Source organism: Taibaiella soli (assembly GCF_003236175.1).
GTDB lineage: Bacteria > Bacteroidota > Bacteroidia > Chitinophagales > Chitinophagaceae > QKTW01.
The window spans coordinates 14517-32003 of the sequence record NZ_QKTW01000026.1 but is presented as its reverse complement, the minus strand read 5'-3'; the positions used below and the strand labels follow the sequence as shown (position 1 = coordinate 32003).

The following is a 17487-nucleotide window of genomic DNA, read 5'->3' as shown; positions in this document are numbered from 1 at the left end:
AGCATTGTGTTGTGGCGCTTTTTTATGTCGATAAGCGAATTATATAAAACATCTATGGAGCAGAATTAACGGAAAAGGTGGCTATTACAGGCCAGCAGTATGTTTCGCAGGCTGAAAACAGGCATCTTTTCAATTATCATATTTTTTGATGCGCTATTGCAATTCCAAAAGCGATGTTAATTTTACGTCTACAAATCAAATGTCTCGCAGAGGCAATATATGAGCGACAATACGCTTTCAACAACACCGAAATTCTATTTCTCTTTTTTCCTTCAGGACACAAAGGTTACAGCCGTAACAAAGCTCCCTTTTTACTTACCGGAAAACATGGTGAACCATAAAAAAATGGTGCATCCGCCGTGCGTACGCGTTTAGCGTTTTCAATCAACATATAAAGTCAGGATATCCAAACCCTTTATAAATTAAACTGCTGGCCAGCGGTAACGATATCGTCTATTCTTTTATTTCACAATCAATCCAAAAACAAAAAACAATTGTATGTCATTTACAGACTTTTTAGCCCACTATTGGTGGGTGCTTGCCCTCATTGCAGTATTTGCAATTTTCTTCAAAGTGGTACTCCGTGTCTTCTTTGGTATGGTCGTGGTGCCCGAAAACAGAATCGGGCTGGTTACTAAAAAATTCGTGCTTTATGGTGCGGACCGCTCGCTTCCTGACGGACGTATCATCGCTACAAAAGGTGAAGCAGGTTTTCAGGCTAAAACACTTGCTCCGGGCCTTTACTGGAACATGTGGATCTGGAAATACAGCATCGATATGATTCCATTTACCATCATTCCGGAAGGTAAAATCGGTCTGGTGCTGGCAAAAGACGGTAACGAAATTCCAACCGGCCGTATCCTTGCCCGTAAAGTAGATTGCGATAACTTCCAGGATGCTGAAAAATTCCTGAATAATGGTGGTCAGCGCGGTCGTCAGACTGCTTTTATCACAGCCGGTTCTTACCGTATCAATAATTTTCTGTTTGATATTGCAATCACTGATCAGGTAAAGATCAACGAAAGCCGGGTCGGCATTGTGACTACACTTGATGGTGATCCGATTCCGCAAGGTCAGATCGCAGGTAAAGACGTGGCCGGCCACAACAACTTCCAGGATATCGATGCGTTCCTGAATGCGGGTGGTACGCGTGGTTTGCAACCACAGGTGATTCTTGCCGGTTCTTATTATATCAACCCATGGGCAGTGCAAATTGAAGAACGTGTGATGACGGAAGTGCCGATCGGTCATGTGGGTGTGGTGATCAGTTATATCGGTGATGATGGTCAGGACGTGACAGGTGAGAACTTTAAACATGGTAACATCGTCCGTAAGGGATTCCGTGGTGTGTGGAATGATCCGCTGGGACCAGGTAAATACCCGATCAATATTTATACGATGAAAGTAGAACTGGTGCCGACTACCAACCTGGTGCTCAACTGGGCCAATGCACGCAGCGAAGCGCATGCACTCGATAAAAATCTCTGTACCATCACTGTTCGTTCAAAAGATGGGTTCCCGTTCAATCTCGACGTGGCACAGATCATTCACGTGCCGGCCAATGAAGCACCAAAAGTGATCGCACGTTTCGGTAGCATGAATAATCTGGTTTCGCAGGTATTGGAACCAACGATTGGTAACTACTTCCGTAACTCTGCTCAGGACAGCGATGTGATCAACTTCCTAACTTCACGTAAAGAAAGACAGGATGCGGCAAAACAACATATCAAACTGGTGCTGGATGAGTATAACGTAAATGCAGTAGATACGCTGATTGGTGACATCGTGCCACCGGAAGCATTGATGAAAACGCTGACAGACCGTAAGATTGCCGAAGAACAACAGAAAACTTATCAGACGCAAAAAATAGCTCAGGAACAACGTCAGGGTGTAGAAAAAGAAACAGCGATTGCAGACATGCAAAAGGAAATCGTAAAAGCACAACAGAGCGTAGAGATCGCGCAACGTACCGCTGATGCGGCTGTGAAAAAAGCAGAAGGTGACGCGACCAGTCTGAAACTACAGGTAAACGCCGAAGCCCAGGCTACAAAAATGCGCGCAGACGCGGAATCAGAAGCTACCAAACTTCGTGCCGGTGCACAAGCTGAATCTACCAGACTGAACGCATCTGCAGAAGCAGAAAAAATTGCCAAAACCGGTAACGCTGAAGCGGAAAAAATCCTGGCGATTGGTAAATCTACAGCAGAAGCTTACGAACTGCAGGTTAAAGCGATGGGTGACGACAACTTTACCCGTTATAAAATCACAGAAGAAATTGGTAGAAACAATATTAAAGTGATTCCTGAAATTCTGATCAATGGTAATGGTGGTACTGAAAGCCCGATCGGTGGCCTGCTCGGTTTGAAAATGATGGAAATGATGGATGCCAACAAAAAAACAAACAACAATGATAAACACGACCAGGCAAACTAAATTTTATATCCAGCCCCTGTAAATCCCGAAGTCAAAAGTCAAAAAGTGAAATTGATACTGATTTCACAGACTGCTAATAGTTGATCATTCGCAGACGTCCTCGCAATAAACGAGGACGTCTGTTTCTTAAGACATGTCAGACGACTTAAAGTCGTCTGACATGTCTTATTTATACGACGAGGGATAAACGAGAACGGATCGGAGATCCTTTTTATCCGTCGCTCGAATGCGCTTCGCTAACATATCAAACAGCAATAATTTTGGGTGAAATACAATTAAGTGGATGATAACTTGAGTAGCAAATTCCGGATCGCCAAATTGAATTACCAAATCGTGGAATTGCCGCGTTATCGCATTAACCCGTATCTTTGCCCCGAATATCTAAATTATTATCTCATGAATGCCGGTTGGAACGTTCAGTCTGCTGTGAAATGGCAAACACAAGAGGAAACCGAACTTGATGTGTTGGAAGATGAGTTGCATAATCTCATTGTGTGGAATGACGAAGTAAATACCTTTGACTGGGTAATCGAATCATTAGTAAATGTTTGCGAACACTCACCAGAACAGGCAGAACAATGTGCAATGATTATTCATCATCGTGGTAAATACGGTGTGAAAAAGGGTAGTTTCGAATTTCTCCGCCCGCAGGCAGAAGCTTTGATCGACCGCGGTATTCAGGCAACGATTGATTATTAAAATTTCCTCTGACTCATCTGAAAGAGGAGTACTTTAAGATAGTTTCTACAACTATTGATTATTGAGAGCTTTCTTCTCTGAAACGAATTATACAAGCCGTCCTGATTTTCAGGGCGGTTTTTTTATTTGCCGATGCAAGAGGGATCCTGCGTAATGAGTACCCACATTTCGTGGGACCCTTCCTTCGTCAGGGTGACAAACGCGAGTGTATAATTCCACTGTCATCCCGATGCAAGAGGGATCCCGCGTAATGTGTACTTACATTTCGCGGGACGTCTCCTTTGGTCGACGTGACATTGGAATTATACACTCGCGCATTGTTATCCCTATGCAAGAGTGATTACGCGATCTCATAAAAAGCAGCAATATTGGTTCTAAAAGAGGCGACGTTCTCTCTTTTAGCGGCAATGTTCCCTCTTTGTGTGGCAATGTTTCTGCTCCGAGCGGCGATGTTTCCTCTTTTTACACCAATTTTCCTCTTTTAGAGGGAATATTCCCTCTTTTAGCAGCAATTTCACCTTGTTTTGCTCCTTTTCGGGCGCTATATGTTTCAAAAAGGGTGTATTTATAGTAGCAAAGGCGATGAAAAGTGCGACGCAACTCAGGCCGGACCGGAGCGATGGTGTTTGTATCAAAAAATATTAGTTACACGGTGAGACTGATGTCAATGAGCGCCAGTCGGCGACTGCATCGCCCCCTGACTTGATGACCCTACAACTGGCCATTTACACTCACAATCAGGATCTCCCACATAAATTCACCATCGTCCATTCCTCATTAGCGTTTGACTTTTCGTCTGTTACTGCTACTTTTGAGCCGCTTTATTTTACAACTTGCATATGCGATATCTATTTTTGTTTATGTCGCTGGGTCTTCTTGGCACAGCAAATGCTCAGTCGGGCAAAAAACAGATCACTTTAGAAAATGTCTGGAGTTTGCCGACTTTCAAATCAAAATCAGTTCCGGGTTTCAATGCCATGAACGATGGCAAACGGTATACGCAGATTGATAATGATGGTTCGCAACAGATCAATATTTACGATTTACAGAAAGGAAAGAAGCAAAAGACGCTTTTCGATAATGCCGTGAATAAAGTCAATGGAGAGAAAATCGCTGTGGATGAATATTCTTTCAGTGCTGACGAAACAAAAATGTTGCTGCTGACCGAAGCCAAAAACATTTACCGTCGTTCTATTCTGCATAAAGTATATATCTACGACATAAAATCAGGCAGTTTACAGTTGCTCGATGCGGAGCCTGTATTGCATGCTACGTTTTCACCGGACGGATCGAAAGTCGGTTTCGTAAAAAATAATAACCTGTACTACCGCGATACGAAAAGTGGTCAGGTAACTGCGATTACGACCGACGGCGAGCGCAATAAAATCATCAATGGTAACTGTGACTGGGTTTATGAAGAAGAATTCCAGTTTACACGTGCTTATCAATGGAGCGAAAAAGGCAATTATATCGCCTATTATCGTTTTGATGAAAGCAATGTGCCGCAATACACCATGACTGTCTATGACAGCTTGTATCCGACGCCATATCAGTATAAATATCCGAAAGCAGGCGAGCCTAATTCAGTCGTGCAGATCAAAATCTATGATCTCGCGAAAAAGCAAACGACACAAGCGGATGTGGGTACCGAAACTGATCAATATATTCCGCGTATCAAATGGACCAAAGACGACTCTAAACTGTGCATTCTGCGCATGAACCGTCTGCAGAACCAATTGGAATATCTGATGGCTGATGCTAAATCAGGCACTTCGACTATCGCTTATCTGGAGAGAAACGATCGCTATATCGAGATCAACGACAATATCGAATTCCTTTCTGACAATGTTTCCTGCATTTTCAGCAGCGGCCAGAGCGGATACAATCATCTTTACCGCTGGGATTGGAAAGCTCAGAATCTGGTATCACTTACCGATGGCAAATTTGATGTAGAAAGTATTGTAAGCATTGACAAAAAAAGAAACCTGATCTATTATACTGCTGCGGAAGGTTCGCCAATGGAGCGCAAACTGTATGTGGTAGACGCGAATGGTGAACATAAGAAATGCCTGACGGAAGAAAACGGTTTTCATGTAATTACTCCTTGTAATGGCGACCGCTACTTCCTTGATAAATATTCAACGATCAATAGCCCGGCGGTATTTTCACTCCGTGATGCCGATGGCAAAATCGTTCGTACGCTGGAAGACAACAAAGTGCTGAAAGCAACAATGGATGAATTCGCTTTAGGAAAACTTCGTCTGACAACCGTAAAAGGTGACAGCGGGGTAAACCTGAATGCCTGGATGATTACACCACCTGATTTTGACAGCACTAAGAAATATCCGGTATTGATGTTCCAATACAGTGGTCCTGGTTCGCAACAAGTAACTGATAAATTCCCGGTTTCTGACTATTTCTGGTATCAGATGCTGGCTGAAAAAGGTTATATCATTGTTTGTGCGGATGGCACGGGTACTGGTTTCCGCGGCGAGAATTTCCGCAAGAAAACTTATCTGCAGCTCGGCAAATACGAAAGCGATGATCAGATTGCTGTTGCAAAATACCTCGGCACGCTGCCTTATGTAGAACAATCGCGCATTGGTATCTGGGGTTGGAGCTATGGTGGCTTCATGGCAAGCACTTGTATTTTTAAAGGCGCCGATGTTTTTAAAATGGCGATTGCGGTAGCACCGGTTACTAACTGGCGTTACTACGATAATATTTACACAGAGCGTTATATGCGTCGTCCGCAGGAAAACGCTGCCGGTTATGATGAAAACGCACCGGAAAAAATGGCGTCAAAGTTGAAAGGTAAATTCCTTTTGGTGCATGGTACGGGTGATGATAACGTACATTTCCAGAATTCGGTGATGCTGGTCAATGAAATGATCAAATTCAACAAAGAATACGACAGCGAATATTATCCAAACCGTAATCATGGCATTTCGGGCGGTAATACACGTTTTCATCTGTATCGCCGTATGACAGATTTTATTCTTCAGAACCTGTAAAGGTGTATATTTAGTAACCAGCACTATGACCAAATTTGAACGGCTTATCTTTTTGTCCGCACCGCTGCGATTTATTTATCGTACTGCGGACAAAATCTTTTTGCCGGGATTTGAAGGATTTTCGTTGTTTCAGATCGGAAAGTTCTTTTTTAATTCGCTGCGCGATTCGCACCTGAATGTGCGGGTGGCTGCGGTGACTTATAACTTCCTGATGGCGATTCCGCCAACCACACTGTTTCTTTTTTCACTGGTGCCATATCTGCCTTTGAAAGACGTGCAGCAGACTATATTACAAACGATCCGTACCGTGGCGCCAAATCAGAGCATGTATGATAATATCAGCGGTGTGGTGATTGATTTCATGAATACCCAGCATCGCGACGTACTCTCTTTCGGTATCTTGCTCACCCTGTTCTTCTCGTCTAACGGAATGATGGGGCTGATGCGCAATTTTGATCGCAGTCATTCTGTATATAAAAAACGGACAGGCCTGCAACGCAGATGGACGGCCATTAAGCTTACCGTGCTGCTGATTTGTGTGGCGATTACATCGTTGGCAGTACTCATTTTGCAGAGTGAATTGCTGAATGCAGAAGTGTTGAAGATATTTGGCAGCATTATAGCGGTAAAGCTGTTGAGCTTTTTCATATTTGTCGTGATTATATTTTCGGCGGTATCCATTATTTATACTTATGGTCCGTCGTTATCGCACCGGTTTAAGTTTTTCTCTGCCGGATCGGTGTTTGCTACAGTATTATCGGTGCTCACCACCACCGTTTTCTTTTTTCTTGTCAATAATATTCTCAATTACAACAAGGTTTACGGTTCCATTGGCTCACTGATCGCATTCATGGTGTGGCTGTGGCTCAATACACTGGTGATTCTTTTGGGCTACGAACTGAACGTGAGTATATTGTTGGGTAAAATTTCGCGTACAGAAAATGAAGTGCCACGTAAAGTTGAGTAGGATTGCATTTGCTTTTACAAGTTTGGTCTGGCAGGCATCCTGCAATAATAAACCGGCGGAAACGGAAAAAAAATTACCGGAAAAAGTAACATTTACGGAGCATATTGCTCCGGTTTTATACCAGAACTGTACCATCTGTCACCGTCCCGGCGGTAATGGACATTTTGATCTGGTTACTTATGCGGAGGCAAAGGAGTATGGTCCTTCATTGGCTTATGTAACCAAAAACAGATTGATGCCACCGTGGCCGGCAGATCCGCATTATACCGAGTTTATTGGTCAGCGGGTAATGAGCGATTATGATATTTCCCTTATTGAGAATTGGGTGAAGCAGGGAATGGCCGAAGGGCCGCAGGATAAAATGCCGGCGCTTCCGCAATATCCGGCCGGTGGATCTATGATCGGTACCCCTGATCTTATTTTGCCGCTGAAACCGTACTTAATTAAGGCAAATACGAGTGATCATTTCCTTTTGGTAAAGGTTCCTTTTGAATTGCCGAGAGATACTTTCGCCAGCGTTATTGAATTTGTGGCGGGTCCGCATGATGTGGTGCACCATGTAAACGGTGACATGATCAAATACGAATTCGACAAAAAGAAAGACGTATTCGCGGGTGAGCAGATTACCGATATGGTGGAAGATTCAACGATTCAAATGGGTTTCGCCAAATTGCAATTGCAGAATGATGATGGCAGCTGGCCGGTTTTGCAAAAGTCGGTCGTAAATTATCTGCCGGGTGTGTTTGCATTAAAGTACCCGGAAGGTATCGGCGGTTACCGTCTGCCGCGTAAAGGTGCTTTTCTGCTCAACGATCTGCATTATGGTTTTACAAAGAAAGATGTAACGGATAGCTCGCATATCAATATCTTTTTTTCCAGAACGCCGCCAGACAGACCAGTGCAGGAGTTTCAGCTAGGTACGCTGGGCGTTTCTCCCGTAGAGCCGGATTTGATTATCCAGCCAAACACTGTCAAGAAAGTATATAGCCGATATACCGTGCCGCAAGACATTTCGATCATCACGATCAACCCGCATATGCACTTGCTGGGTAAAAGCTTTAAAGGATACGCGCTAACGCCAAAAGGTGATACGATTCGTCTGATCGATATCCCGCGTTGGGATTTTAACTGGCAGTATTTTTATACGTTTAAGAAGATGGTGAAGATTCCTGCCGGTTCAACGATTGTGGCGGAAGGCGTTTATGATAATACCACAGAGAATCACAACAACCCGTTCAATCCACCGCAGCTCGTTCGCGATCGTAATGGCAGTATGAAAGCCACGGACGAAATGTTCCAGTTTATCATTACTTATCTGCCTTATAAAGAAGGTGACGAAAATATCAGCCTGGAGACTCATTAATAAGAAATGTGGTGAATGTGTGAAATGTGAGGAATGTGCTTGCTCGTGTTTTGCCTCTTTGCTCCTTACGCCTTTTTGCGGGAAACTGACTCATTAATAGGCAATGTGTTTGCTCGCGTTTGTCATGCTGACGACGGAAGCATCCCGCGTAGGATGTGTTTTTTTTCGTTCGGGCAGATACGGTCTCCCGACTGCTATGATATTTTCTCCGATCAGGAGATCGGATGCCACCGCGACAAAGTCAGAGACTTTGCCGAACTGCGGTACGACGTCGGAACTGATTTCGCGTCGAATAAATTCATTACGAGACTTTTTTAAACTATTAACAAATTAACGGTCCAACCAATTCGTCAATTGATGTAAATTGAGAAACGCTAAAACCAAAATAATGAAAAGAATATCCATACTGATTGCTGCCGTGATGCTGAGCGGTGCAGGTTTTGTTTATGCGCAAAAATCTGCAGGCACCAAACCTGCTGCTGCACAGGAAGCCAAACAAAGCATTGAAATCGGTTCGCAGTTGCCTGCCGGTGATCTGAGCATGCTCGCGACTGATAAGAAAAGATATACGCTCAATGAAGTAAAAACCAAAAAAGGTTTGCTGGTGATGTTTTCATGCAACACCTGTCCTTATGTGATCAAAAGCCAGCCGCGTACCAAAGAAATGATGGAGTTGGCACGAAAAGAGGGTATTGGTATGATCGTCATTAACTCAAATGCAACACAACGTGGTGACCAGGATTCTTATGAAGCAATGACCAAATACAGCGAACAGCAAGGCTACAACGTTCCTTATGTAGTGGATGAAGGTCCGGTGGTAACAGCATTTGGTGCCAGTCATACGCCTGAGGTGTTTCTTTTTGATGGGACAGGTAGACTCGTTTACAAAGGTGCAATGGAAGATAGCCCTGCAGACCCGGGTAAATCAACTAAGATGTATCTGAAAGATGCAATGACCAATATGGTTGCCAACAAAGCAATTAACCCACAGTCAACCCGTTCTATTGGTTGTTCTATCAAAATCGGGAGTTAATTTTTTAGTTAACTGGTTAATTTGTTAAGGGGTTAATTAGTTGATGCCTCACAAACATAAAGTAAAAGACCTCGCAAAACGCGAGGTCTTTTATGATTTTACGTAACGACTATTTAACTCGTTAACCTTCTAATTTTTTAACGACTACAGTGCAGCCGAAGCATACATCTGTTCAATCATCCGTACCACTTCGCGACCTTCTTCCGCGCTGGTCATAATGGCTTCGTTGTGATGTAATACGTTGACCACATTTTGAATCAGCTTGTCGTGATTACTCATTGAACCCTGATAAAGGCCGTAGTCATTGGCTTTGGCGGTAATATTGATTTCCGGAAGAGTGGCATTTTCCAGGCACTGGTATTCGATCGTGTTTAAGTATTGACCACCGATTTTTACCGTTCCTTTTTCTGCGAAAAACGTAAAAGCGCCCTCCATGTTTTTTTCAAAAGAGCAGGTCGTAAAATTGAAATTCACGATAGAACCGTTATCAGCTTTCATGATAAAGCTGCCTGTGTCTTCAAACTCTGTATTGTGCTGATGTGCGTAGTTGTGCAAGGTTCCTTTTGCTTCGGCAATCGTGCCATTCAGATAAAAAAGAATATCCACGAAATGACTGAACTGCGTAAACAGACAGCCACCGTCTTTTGCCTTGCGGCCGCGCCAGTCACTATTTGAATAATACGCATCGCCACGATTCCAGAAGCAATTTACCTGTACCATATATACATTGCCGAGTTCTTTACGGTTTAGCAATTGTTTTACGGCTTGCACAGGCGGATTGTAACGGTTCTGTTTTACGGCGAAAATAATTCGGTCCGCTTCCTTTGAAGCTGCGATCATCCGGTCGCACTCGGCGACACTTAGCGCCATCGGTTTTTCCACTACGGTATGCAATCCTGCTTTTAATCCTGCAATGGTATGTGGTTCGTGCAGATAGTTGGGCGTGCAGACACAAAGCACATCAGCCTGTGTATTCGCCAGCATTTCTTCCAACGTTGTATAAAAAGAAATATCGTCGTTCAGCAGTTCCTTTACTTCCGCCCGAACGTCGCAAACGGCTACGAGAACGGTGTCTGGATTATTATGAATATGCTCCGCATGACGACGGCCAATATTGCCATAGCCAATAAGCGCAAAACGGATTGGTTGTTTCATTGGGAATCAAAAGTAAAATTTATGCAGTAATATGGTAGTGATAACGGGCAACTGCATGAATATATTTTATTTGCGCAGGCAAATTTCATTGTCGTTAATGTCTATGTTGCCGTTGTCTGAAAGTTCACGAAGCAGATCGATCAGCGCGGGTTGGTGAAAATGCTGTTGCAATTGGGCAATGGTGGTCTTCTCGATGTTTTGCAAATAGTTTAATAACAATTTTGCGCTTAAGATTATGGGATCTTTTTTCTCTTTCGACTGACAAACATCACAATGCCCACAGTCCTTTCCCGGCTGTTCTCCAAAATAACTCAGCAAAATCCGGTCACGACAAATGGTCTGTTGTTCCAGAAATTGAATCATTACTTTAGTCCGGGCTTCATGTCTTTCCCGCAGTCTACGAATGCGCTCATGATTGATGAGCAAATGGCGGCTATCAACTCTATAATGGTGAAAAAACAATTGGGGACCTTCTTTTGGCTGGCGATATTCCAACATGCCCATTCGGTGCAATTGAATAATTGCCTGCTCAATTTTTGCCTGCGGCATTTTTAATTGATTGGCAATCGCAGCGAGGCGGATCGTAACCGGATGCTGGAAGATCCCATTGTACTGTCGTAATAAACTGATAGCGATATAGCCAAGATCGGGATAATGCCGGTAGAGGTTGTCTATTTCGGCTCGTTCAGCAGTAAACTGGATGGTGGCCGGATTGCGTACCGAATCAGACATCGTCCAAAGGCCGTCCTGGCCCAGTAGTTTTAGGGCATAGCTCGCGGGTAATGCCTCTAGTTTAAATTTTGCAGCAAAATCTGCCAGATCAAAAGGGTAGTACTGATCGGGTTCTGTTCCCGTGGCTATTTGCAAATATTCTGCAACAGATTGGTACACTTTCCGCAGAAAGGTCTCTGGAGGAAACTGCGTGTCAATGCTCATTTTTAGCCGCTTGCCATCAGCATAATTATATAAAGTAATGGCTTTTGAAGGCTTTCCGTCACGACCTGCGCGCCCCGCTTCCTGATACCAGGCTTCGAGATGTTCAGGCGCATCATAGTGAATGACCAGCCGTACGTCAGATTTATCAATGCCCATCCCGAATGCGGTTGTTGCCACCATAATAGTCGCTTCATTATTCATCCAGGCCTCTTGTGCAGCTTCACGACGGTCACGTGGCAGACCTGCATGATAGGCGAGTGCTTTGAACTGTTGCTGCTGTAAAGTCTTCGTAAGGTTTTCCGTTTGTTTCCGGCTTCTGCAATAAATGATGGCCGTTCCGGGAAACATTTGCAACGCAGCCAGCATATCGCCGGTTTTGTTTTCACTATACTTTACTTCGTAAAAAATATTGGTACGTTCGAAACTCTGACGGAAAATAGCGGGACGGTTTAATTTTAATTGCAGGGCAATATCTTCCTGTACTTCCGGAGTTGCCGAGGCTGTGAGCGCCAGAACCGGCACATCTGGAAATACTTCTCTGACAGAAGCGATTTTCAGATAATCCGGACGGAAGTCGTGACCCCATTGGGAAATACAGTGGGCTTCATCCACCGCGATTAAATTAATATCCAACTCAGGCAGATATTCCTGGAAAAGATCTGTTTGCAACCGTTCCGGTGAAACGAATAACATTTTAAACGGACCGTGCAGCATGTTATCCAGCGTCTGTTTCACCTGCGCAAAGTTCATACCTGCATGAATGGCCGCAGCCATGATTCCCTGCTTCTTTAATCTTCGTACCTGATCCTGCATTAAAGCAATAAGCGGTGAAACCACCAGCGTGAGGCCAGGTTTGGCCAAAGGCGGAATCTGATAACAAATCGATTTGCCACTTCCGGTCGGCAGTAATGCAAGTGTATCCTGCCTATTGAGCACACTTTCTATAATCTCCGCCTGCATCGGACGGAAATGATCATAACCCCAATATTTCTTTAAAATGGATTGTGCTGTACTCAAAAAACAGTGTATGTGCGTTAAAAAACTGACTGAAATAACAAATAAATGCTATAGAATAGCATTGAGTGAGTAAATACTCACTTATTTTTAAAAATATCTATCCGTAAATCTTATCTATAAATACGGGTTTCAAACCGTAGTTCCAGAAGTGTTTTTTGATGTCCGGGTACATCTCTAACTGCTCAATCGTTAAAGTCGGAATCCAGCTGCAATCATTAAACCGGTTTACCTGATGCGGCATAAAATGAATAGCGATCCCCAGTTGTTCCGCCGTAATTCCAAACAGAATCACATTCTTTGGTTTTAAGTAATCTCTTAATTGGTGCCACGCAACAAGTTGATTTTCAGAAAGTGATAAGATATTGAATTGATCAGATTGTAATTGGCAAGCCTGCATTATTTTTAACATTTGGCTTTCCGTTGGGCTACCGGGATCGTACGGTGTTGTCAGTACTAAAGTATCTTTTGGTGCCCGTCCATTTACCAGCGGGCTAATATCTTCCCAGTACGCATTAGTAGTTTCTGATATTATATCTGTATTTATTATGTCTGGTTGTTCACTCATAGCTGTTAGATATTAGAAAAACGAATGGACTATAGCATCCGGGGAATTTTTCGTTTCTTTGCCGCGAATTTAATCCTTTTCGATTTTCAAATTTATCGTTTTATGAGTGTTTCCACTTTAGACATTCGTGTGAACAAAGTTACCAAGAGCCGGATCAGTGAATTGAACCATGACAATATTCAGTTTGGTAAACTTTACGCAGATCACATGCTGGTTGCTTATTATGAAAACGGAGCCTGGAAACAGCCAGAAATTGTTCCTTTCGAGAATCTCAGCCTGAGTCCTGCTACTACATTCATGCACTATGGTCAAGCTATTTTTGAAGGTGTAAAAGCATATCAAAATCCGGATGGCGACCCAATCATCTTCCGTCCTTACGACAACTGGAAGCGTATGAACCGCTCTGCTGAGCGTATGGGTATGCCAGATGTTCCTGAAGATATTTTTATCGGCGGTATGCGCCAACTGGTTGAACTGGACAAAGAATGGGTTCCGGGTGGTGAAGGTACTTCCCTGTACATCCGTCCGTTTATGATTGCTGTTGATGAATTTATCGGCGTAAAACCTGCTGAGAAATTCATGTTCATCATCATCACGAGCCCTGCAGGTCCTTATTACAGCAAACCGGTTTCTATCTTCGTTCAGGAACAATATGTACGCGCTTTCCCTGGTGGTATCGGCTTCACAAAAGCTGCCGGTAACTACGGTATGAGCATGTACCCAACCATGAAGATCCGTGAAATGGGCTATGATCAGATCCTCTGGACTGATGGTTTCGAACATAAATATGTTCAGGAAATCGGTACCATGAACGTTTTCTTCGTAGTTGACGGTAAAGTATTAACGCCAGATCTCGCTGCAGGAACTATTCTTGAAGGTGTGACACGTGACAGTGTGATCACTTTGCTGCGCGAAAAAGGAATCACCGTTGAAGAACGTCCTATTAGTCTCGACGAATTGGAAGAAGCGTATAAAGCAGGCAAATTTACCGAAGCGTTCGGTACTGGTACTGCAGCTTCCATTGCACCAATCGCCGAACTAACCTTCCACGATACGCACATGAAATTGCCGGCCCCTGAAAATGCCGAAATCACTAACTGGTTGAAGTCTGAACTGTCTGAAATCCGTTATGGCCGCAAAGCGGATACGCATGACTGGATTGTAAAAGCATAGTTTTAGCTTCGAGCTTACAAGAAATAGCCTCCACGGTATCGTGGGGGCTATTTTTATTTCGAACTAGCGCAGGAGTTAGCGAAGCGCTCCTGTGTCAAAGCAACTTGACAGTCTCTGACTGTCGACATTTGCGTGAACCAGTCTGCACGGCTTTAATGCTGACGCAACCACCCGTGTTGTTGATATTCCTTGTATAAAAAAGAGACGTTGCATTGCAACGTCTCTATAATATGTTATTTATTACGATCATTCACCATTCACGATTGACCATTGATCTCTAGTAAGCCAGCAAAAATTTAATCTTATCCGCCACTTTATCCGCATTCGGCAGCATTGCAGCTTCCAGCGCCATGTTCATTGGCACCGCCGGTAAATCCATTGCACCGATTGTTTGTACTGGCGCATCCAGGTTTTTGAAGCAAACCTGAGCGATACGGCCGGCCAATGCTTCTGCAAATGAGTTACGTAATTGTTCCTCTGTCAGCACGAGACATTTGCCGTGTTTTTTCACTGTCGCAAAAACCAGCTCTTCATCACAAGGATAAATAGTGCGCAGATCGATTACTTCTACCTGGCCCTGGAATTGTTTCGCAGCGTTTTTCGCCCAATAAACGCCCATGCCATAAGTGATGATACAGATGGATTCGCCGTTATCCATCGCTTCCCGACTTGCTTCTACAACAACCGCTCCTTTACCGAACGGCAATACATAGTCGCGATCCGGTTCAATGGTTTTAGCTTCGTCCGTACCCGGAACCTTGCTCCAGTAAAGACCTTTATGTTCTAGCATTACCACCGGATTCGGATCGAGGAAAGCAGCTTTCATCAGACCTTTCATATCGGCAGCATTACTTGGATACGCAATCTTGATACCTTTAATAGTGGCTAGCGTGCTTTCCACGCTTCCGCTGTGGTATGGACCGCCGCCGCCATAAGCGCCGATCGGCACACGAATAATACAAGACACCGGGTATTTACCACAGCTCAGATAAGATGACTTACTGATTTCTGTTACCAGCTGGTTGATGCCCGGATAAATATAATCGGCAAACTGAACTTCAACGATTGGCTTCAGGCCTACCGCGCTCATACCAACAGTTGAACCGATGATATATGCTTCCTGAATGGCTGTGTTGAATACGCGATCATCACCGAATTTATCGGCGAGGGTAGCAGCTTCGCGGAATACACCACCAAGGCGTTTGCCTACATCCTGACCGTAGAACAAGGCTTCCGGATAATCTTGCAGAATTTCTTCCACCGCATGCAATGCCGCATCCACCATCACCACTTTTTCGCGACCGGCTGGTACACGCGTTCCTTTTTCTTCCGTTACCGGATTTGGTGCAAACACATGATCCGCTACAGTTGCAGGATCTGGGTCGGCAGCAGCTACAGCGCTTTCAAACTCACGTTGTGCAAATTCTTTTTCTTCCGCTTCGATTTTATCCAGTTGCTCTGCGCTCACGCCCTTACCCAGTAGCACTTTGCGGAGTTTTGGCGCCGGATCGTCTTTATAATGTTTTTCGAGGTCTTCAGCAGTACGGTACCATTCTTTGCGCACACCTGATGTATGGTGCCCGAGTAATGGCACTTTAGCGTGTACGAGAATTGGTTTACGTTCGGTACGTACCCAATCAATTGTAGTAGCCATGGTTTTGTACGCATCGGCAAAATCGCTGCCATTACACCGTACTCTTTCCAGACCTTTGAAACCGCCCGCATAATCGTACGCGTCCATTGTGCGCGCTTCGTCGCTGCTTACGGAAATACCCCAGTCATTATCCTGAACGAGGTAAATAACCGGAAGCTGGTGCAAAGCAGCAAACTGGAATGCTTCACTCACTTCACCTTCGGTAACGCTGCCGTCGCCAAGCGAACAAACAACTACAGGTGGCACTTTATATTCTTTTAATTTCTGTGTTTCGATGTATTGAATCCCCTGAGCCACACCAGTGGTAGGAATTACCTGCATGCCGGTGGCGCTGCTCTGGTGAATAATTTTAGGAAAATTATCTCTGCGGATATTCGGGTGGTTATAATAAGCGCGGCCTCCGGTAAACGGATCATCTGCTTTTGCGAGCAGTTGCAGCATCAGTTCATACGGACGATAGCCCATACCGAGCATGATACTTTCGTCGCGGTAATACGGACTTACATAGTCATCAGGTTGCAACAGGAAAGCAGTAGCTAGTTGGATAGCTTCATGTCCGCGGGAGGTGCTGTGTACATATTTACAAATCTGGCGGTTGGCATCATAGATGTCGGCCATAGCTTTTGCGGTCATCATCAACCGGTAAGCCTTGAGCATTAGTTCTTTTGAGAGCATGACGGCGCAAATGTACGCATTTAGGCAAATTGTTAATTGGTTAATTAGATGGTCGGTTAAATCGTCAAATGAGTAAACGGTTAAATGGTTAATGTGGAAAATGCACTTACTCCTGCAATGCCGATTAGATCTTTAGTCAATTACCGGCTTAAAGGTATACGACAAAGATATGGGCACGAAAAAGGGTTAAACAGACAATGCCGGTTTAACCCTTTAACTATTTAACTAATTAACGAAACAATTAGCAGTATTGTTCGAACGCTTCCATCAGGTTAGCGGCGATCATTTGTGCCGGACGACCTTCGATCATGTGACGCTCGATCATGTGTACTACCTGACCGTCTTTCAGCAGCGCGATAGCCGGGCTGGATGGCGGGTAAGGCATCAGATAAGTGCGCGCTTGTTGTACTGCTGCAACGTCAAAACCTGCGAAGCTGGTAGTGAGGTGGTCAGGTTTTTTAGTGGCATGCTGTACCGCCAGTATTACACCTGGACGTGCAGTACCTGCAGAGCAACCACACACAGAGTTGATCATCAGCAGCGTAGTGCCAGATTTTTTCATCGCCTCGTCTACTTGTTCCGGAGTCAGTAATTCTTCAAAGCCCTTGCTGGTCAATTCAGCCTTCATTGGAGCTACTATTTCGCTTGGATACATTTTTTGATTGAATTTAGAACTGCAAAAATAATCAAGGTTTTGCGCATTTGGCGAATAAAACGATCAACAAAATCGATATTTTCTCTTTTTTGAATAACAGTTTTTGCTAAATGCTTGTTTTCTGTGGTTGTGTAAAATATCTTCATTC

The 17487-nt window shown here is 44.1% G+C and carries 13 protein-coding genes; 7 read left to right on the top strand and 6 right to left on the bottom strand.

The genetic code is table 11. From position 1 onward, the window contains the following. The first annotated feature begins 498 nt into the window (after positions 1-498). The 6 genes from DN068_RS19505 to DN068_RS19480 all read left to right on the top strand — a co-directional run bounded on the left by DN068_RS19505 (position 499) and on the right by DN068_RS19480 (position 9509). Positions 499-2433 (top strand): SPFH domain-containing protein, encoded by a 1935-nt coding sequence (locus tag DN068_RS19505; RefSeq protein ID WP_111000630.1) that lies wholly within the window; start codon positions 499-501, stop codon positions 2431-2433. Between the two features lie 318 nt (positions 2434-2751). Next, the gene (locus DN068_RS19500; protein WP_243630333.1) at positions 2752-3132 is read left to right on the top strand and encodes an ATP-dependent Clp protease adaptor ClpS; all 381 of its coding nucleotides are present in this window, start codon (positions 2752-2754) and stop codon (positions 3130-3132) included. An 839-nt stretch (positions 3133-3971) separates the two neighbouring features. Next, the gene (locus tag DN068_RS19495; protein ID WP_111000628.1) at positions 3972-6146 is read left to right on the top strand and encodes a S9 family peptidase; all 2175 of its coding nucleotides are present in this window, start codon (positions 3972-3974) and stop codon (positions 6144-6146) included. A gap of 25 nt (positions 6147-6171) precedes the next feature. Further along, a complete protein-coding gene (locus DN068_RS19490; RefSeq protein WP_111000627.1) occupies positions 6172-7113 on the top strand; it encodes a YihY/virulence factor BrkB family protein in 942 nt (313 codons plus the stop codon). Continuing rightward, a complete protein-coding gene (locus DN068_RS19485) occupies positions 7088-8476 on the top strand; it encodes a monooxygenase (RefSeq protein ID WP_111000626.1) in 1389 nt (462 codons plus the stop codon). The genes DN068_RS19490 and DN068_RS19485 overlap by 26 nt, the downstream gene beginning before the upstream one ends. Positions 8477-8864: 388 nt before the next feature. Beyond that, positions 8865-9509 (top strand): thioredoxin family protein, encoded by a 645-nt coding sequence (locus DN068_RS19480; RefSeq protein WP_111000625.1) that lies wholly within the window; start codon positions 8865-8867, stop codon positions 9507-9509. Positions 9510-9653: 144 nt separating this feature from the next. On the opposite strand, the gene DN068_RS19475 is transcribed toward DN068_RS19480, so the two are convergent. The 3 genes from DN068_RS19475 to DN068_RS19465 form a co-directional block, all read right to left on the bottom strand. Next, a complete protein-coding gene (locus DN068_RS19475) occupies positions 9654-10664 on the bottom strand; it encodes a Gfo/Idh/MocA family protein (protein ID WP_111000624.1) in 1011 nt (336 codons plus the stop codon). A gap of 66 nt (positions 10665-10730) precedes the next feature. Then, the gene (locus DN068_RS19470) at positions 10731-12617 is read right to left on the bottom strand and encodes a RecQ family ATP-dependent DNA helicase (protein ID WP_111000623.1); all 1887 of its coding nucleotides are present in this window, start codon (positions 12615-12617) and stop codon (positions 10731-10733) included. 97 nt (positions 12618-12714) lie between these two features. Further along, a complete protein-coding gene (locus DN068_RS19465; protein WP_111000622.1) occupies positions 12715-13182 on the bottom strand; it encodes a hypothetical protein in 468 nt (155 codons plus the stop codon). 102 nt (positions 13183-13284) lie between these two features. Here DN068_RS19465 and DN068_RS19460 point away from each other — a divergent pair, with 102 nt between their 5' ends. After that, positions 13285-14355 carry a branched-chain amino acid aminotransferase gene (locus tag DN068_RS19460; RefSeq protein WP_111000621.1) on the top strand — a complete coding sequence of 357 codons (1071 nt, stop codon included), beginning with the start codon at positions 13285-13287 and terminating at the stop codon, positions 14353-14355. Between the two features lie 277 nt (positions 14356-14632). On the opposite strand, the gene DN068_RS19455 is transcribed toward DN068_RS19460, so the two are convergent. From DN068_RS19455 to DN068_RS22180, 3 genes are all read right to left on the bottom strand, one after another. Next, positions 14633-16684: an alpha-ketoacid dehydrogenase subunit alpha/beta gene (locus tag DN068_RS19455; protein WP_111000620.1), complete on the bottom strand. Its 2052-nt coding sequence runs from the start codon at positions 16682-16684 to the stop codon at positions 14633-14635. Between the two features lie 241 nt (positions 16685-16925). After that, positions 16926-17312 carry a BrxA/BrxB family bacilliredoxin gene (locus tag DN068_RS19450; protein WP_317047157.1) on the bottom strand — a complete coding sequence of 129 codons (387 nt, stop codon included), beginning with the start codon at positions 17310-17312 and terminating at the stop codon, positions 16926-16928. Between the two features lie 8 nt (positions 17313-17320). Beyond that, the gene (locus DN068_RS22180) at positions 17321-17485 is read right to left on the bottom strand and encodes a hypothetical protein (RefSeq protein ID WP_165836466.1); all 165 of its coding nucleotides are present in this window, start codon (positions 17483-17485) and stop codon (positions 17321-17323) included. Positions 17486-17487 lie beyond the last annotated feature (2 nt).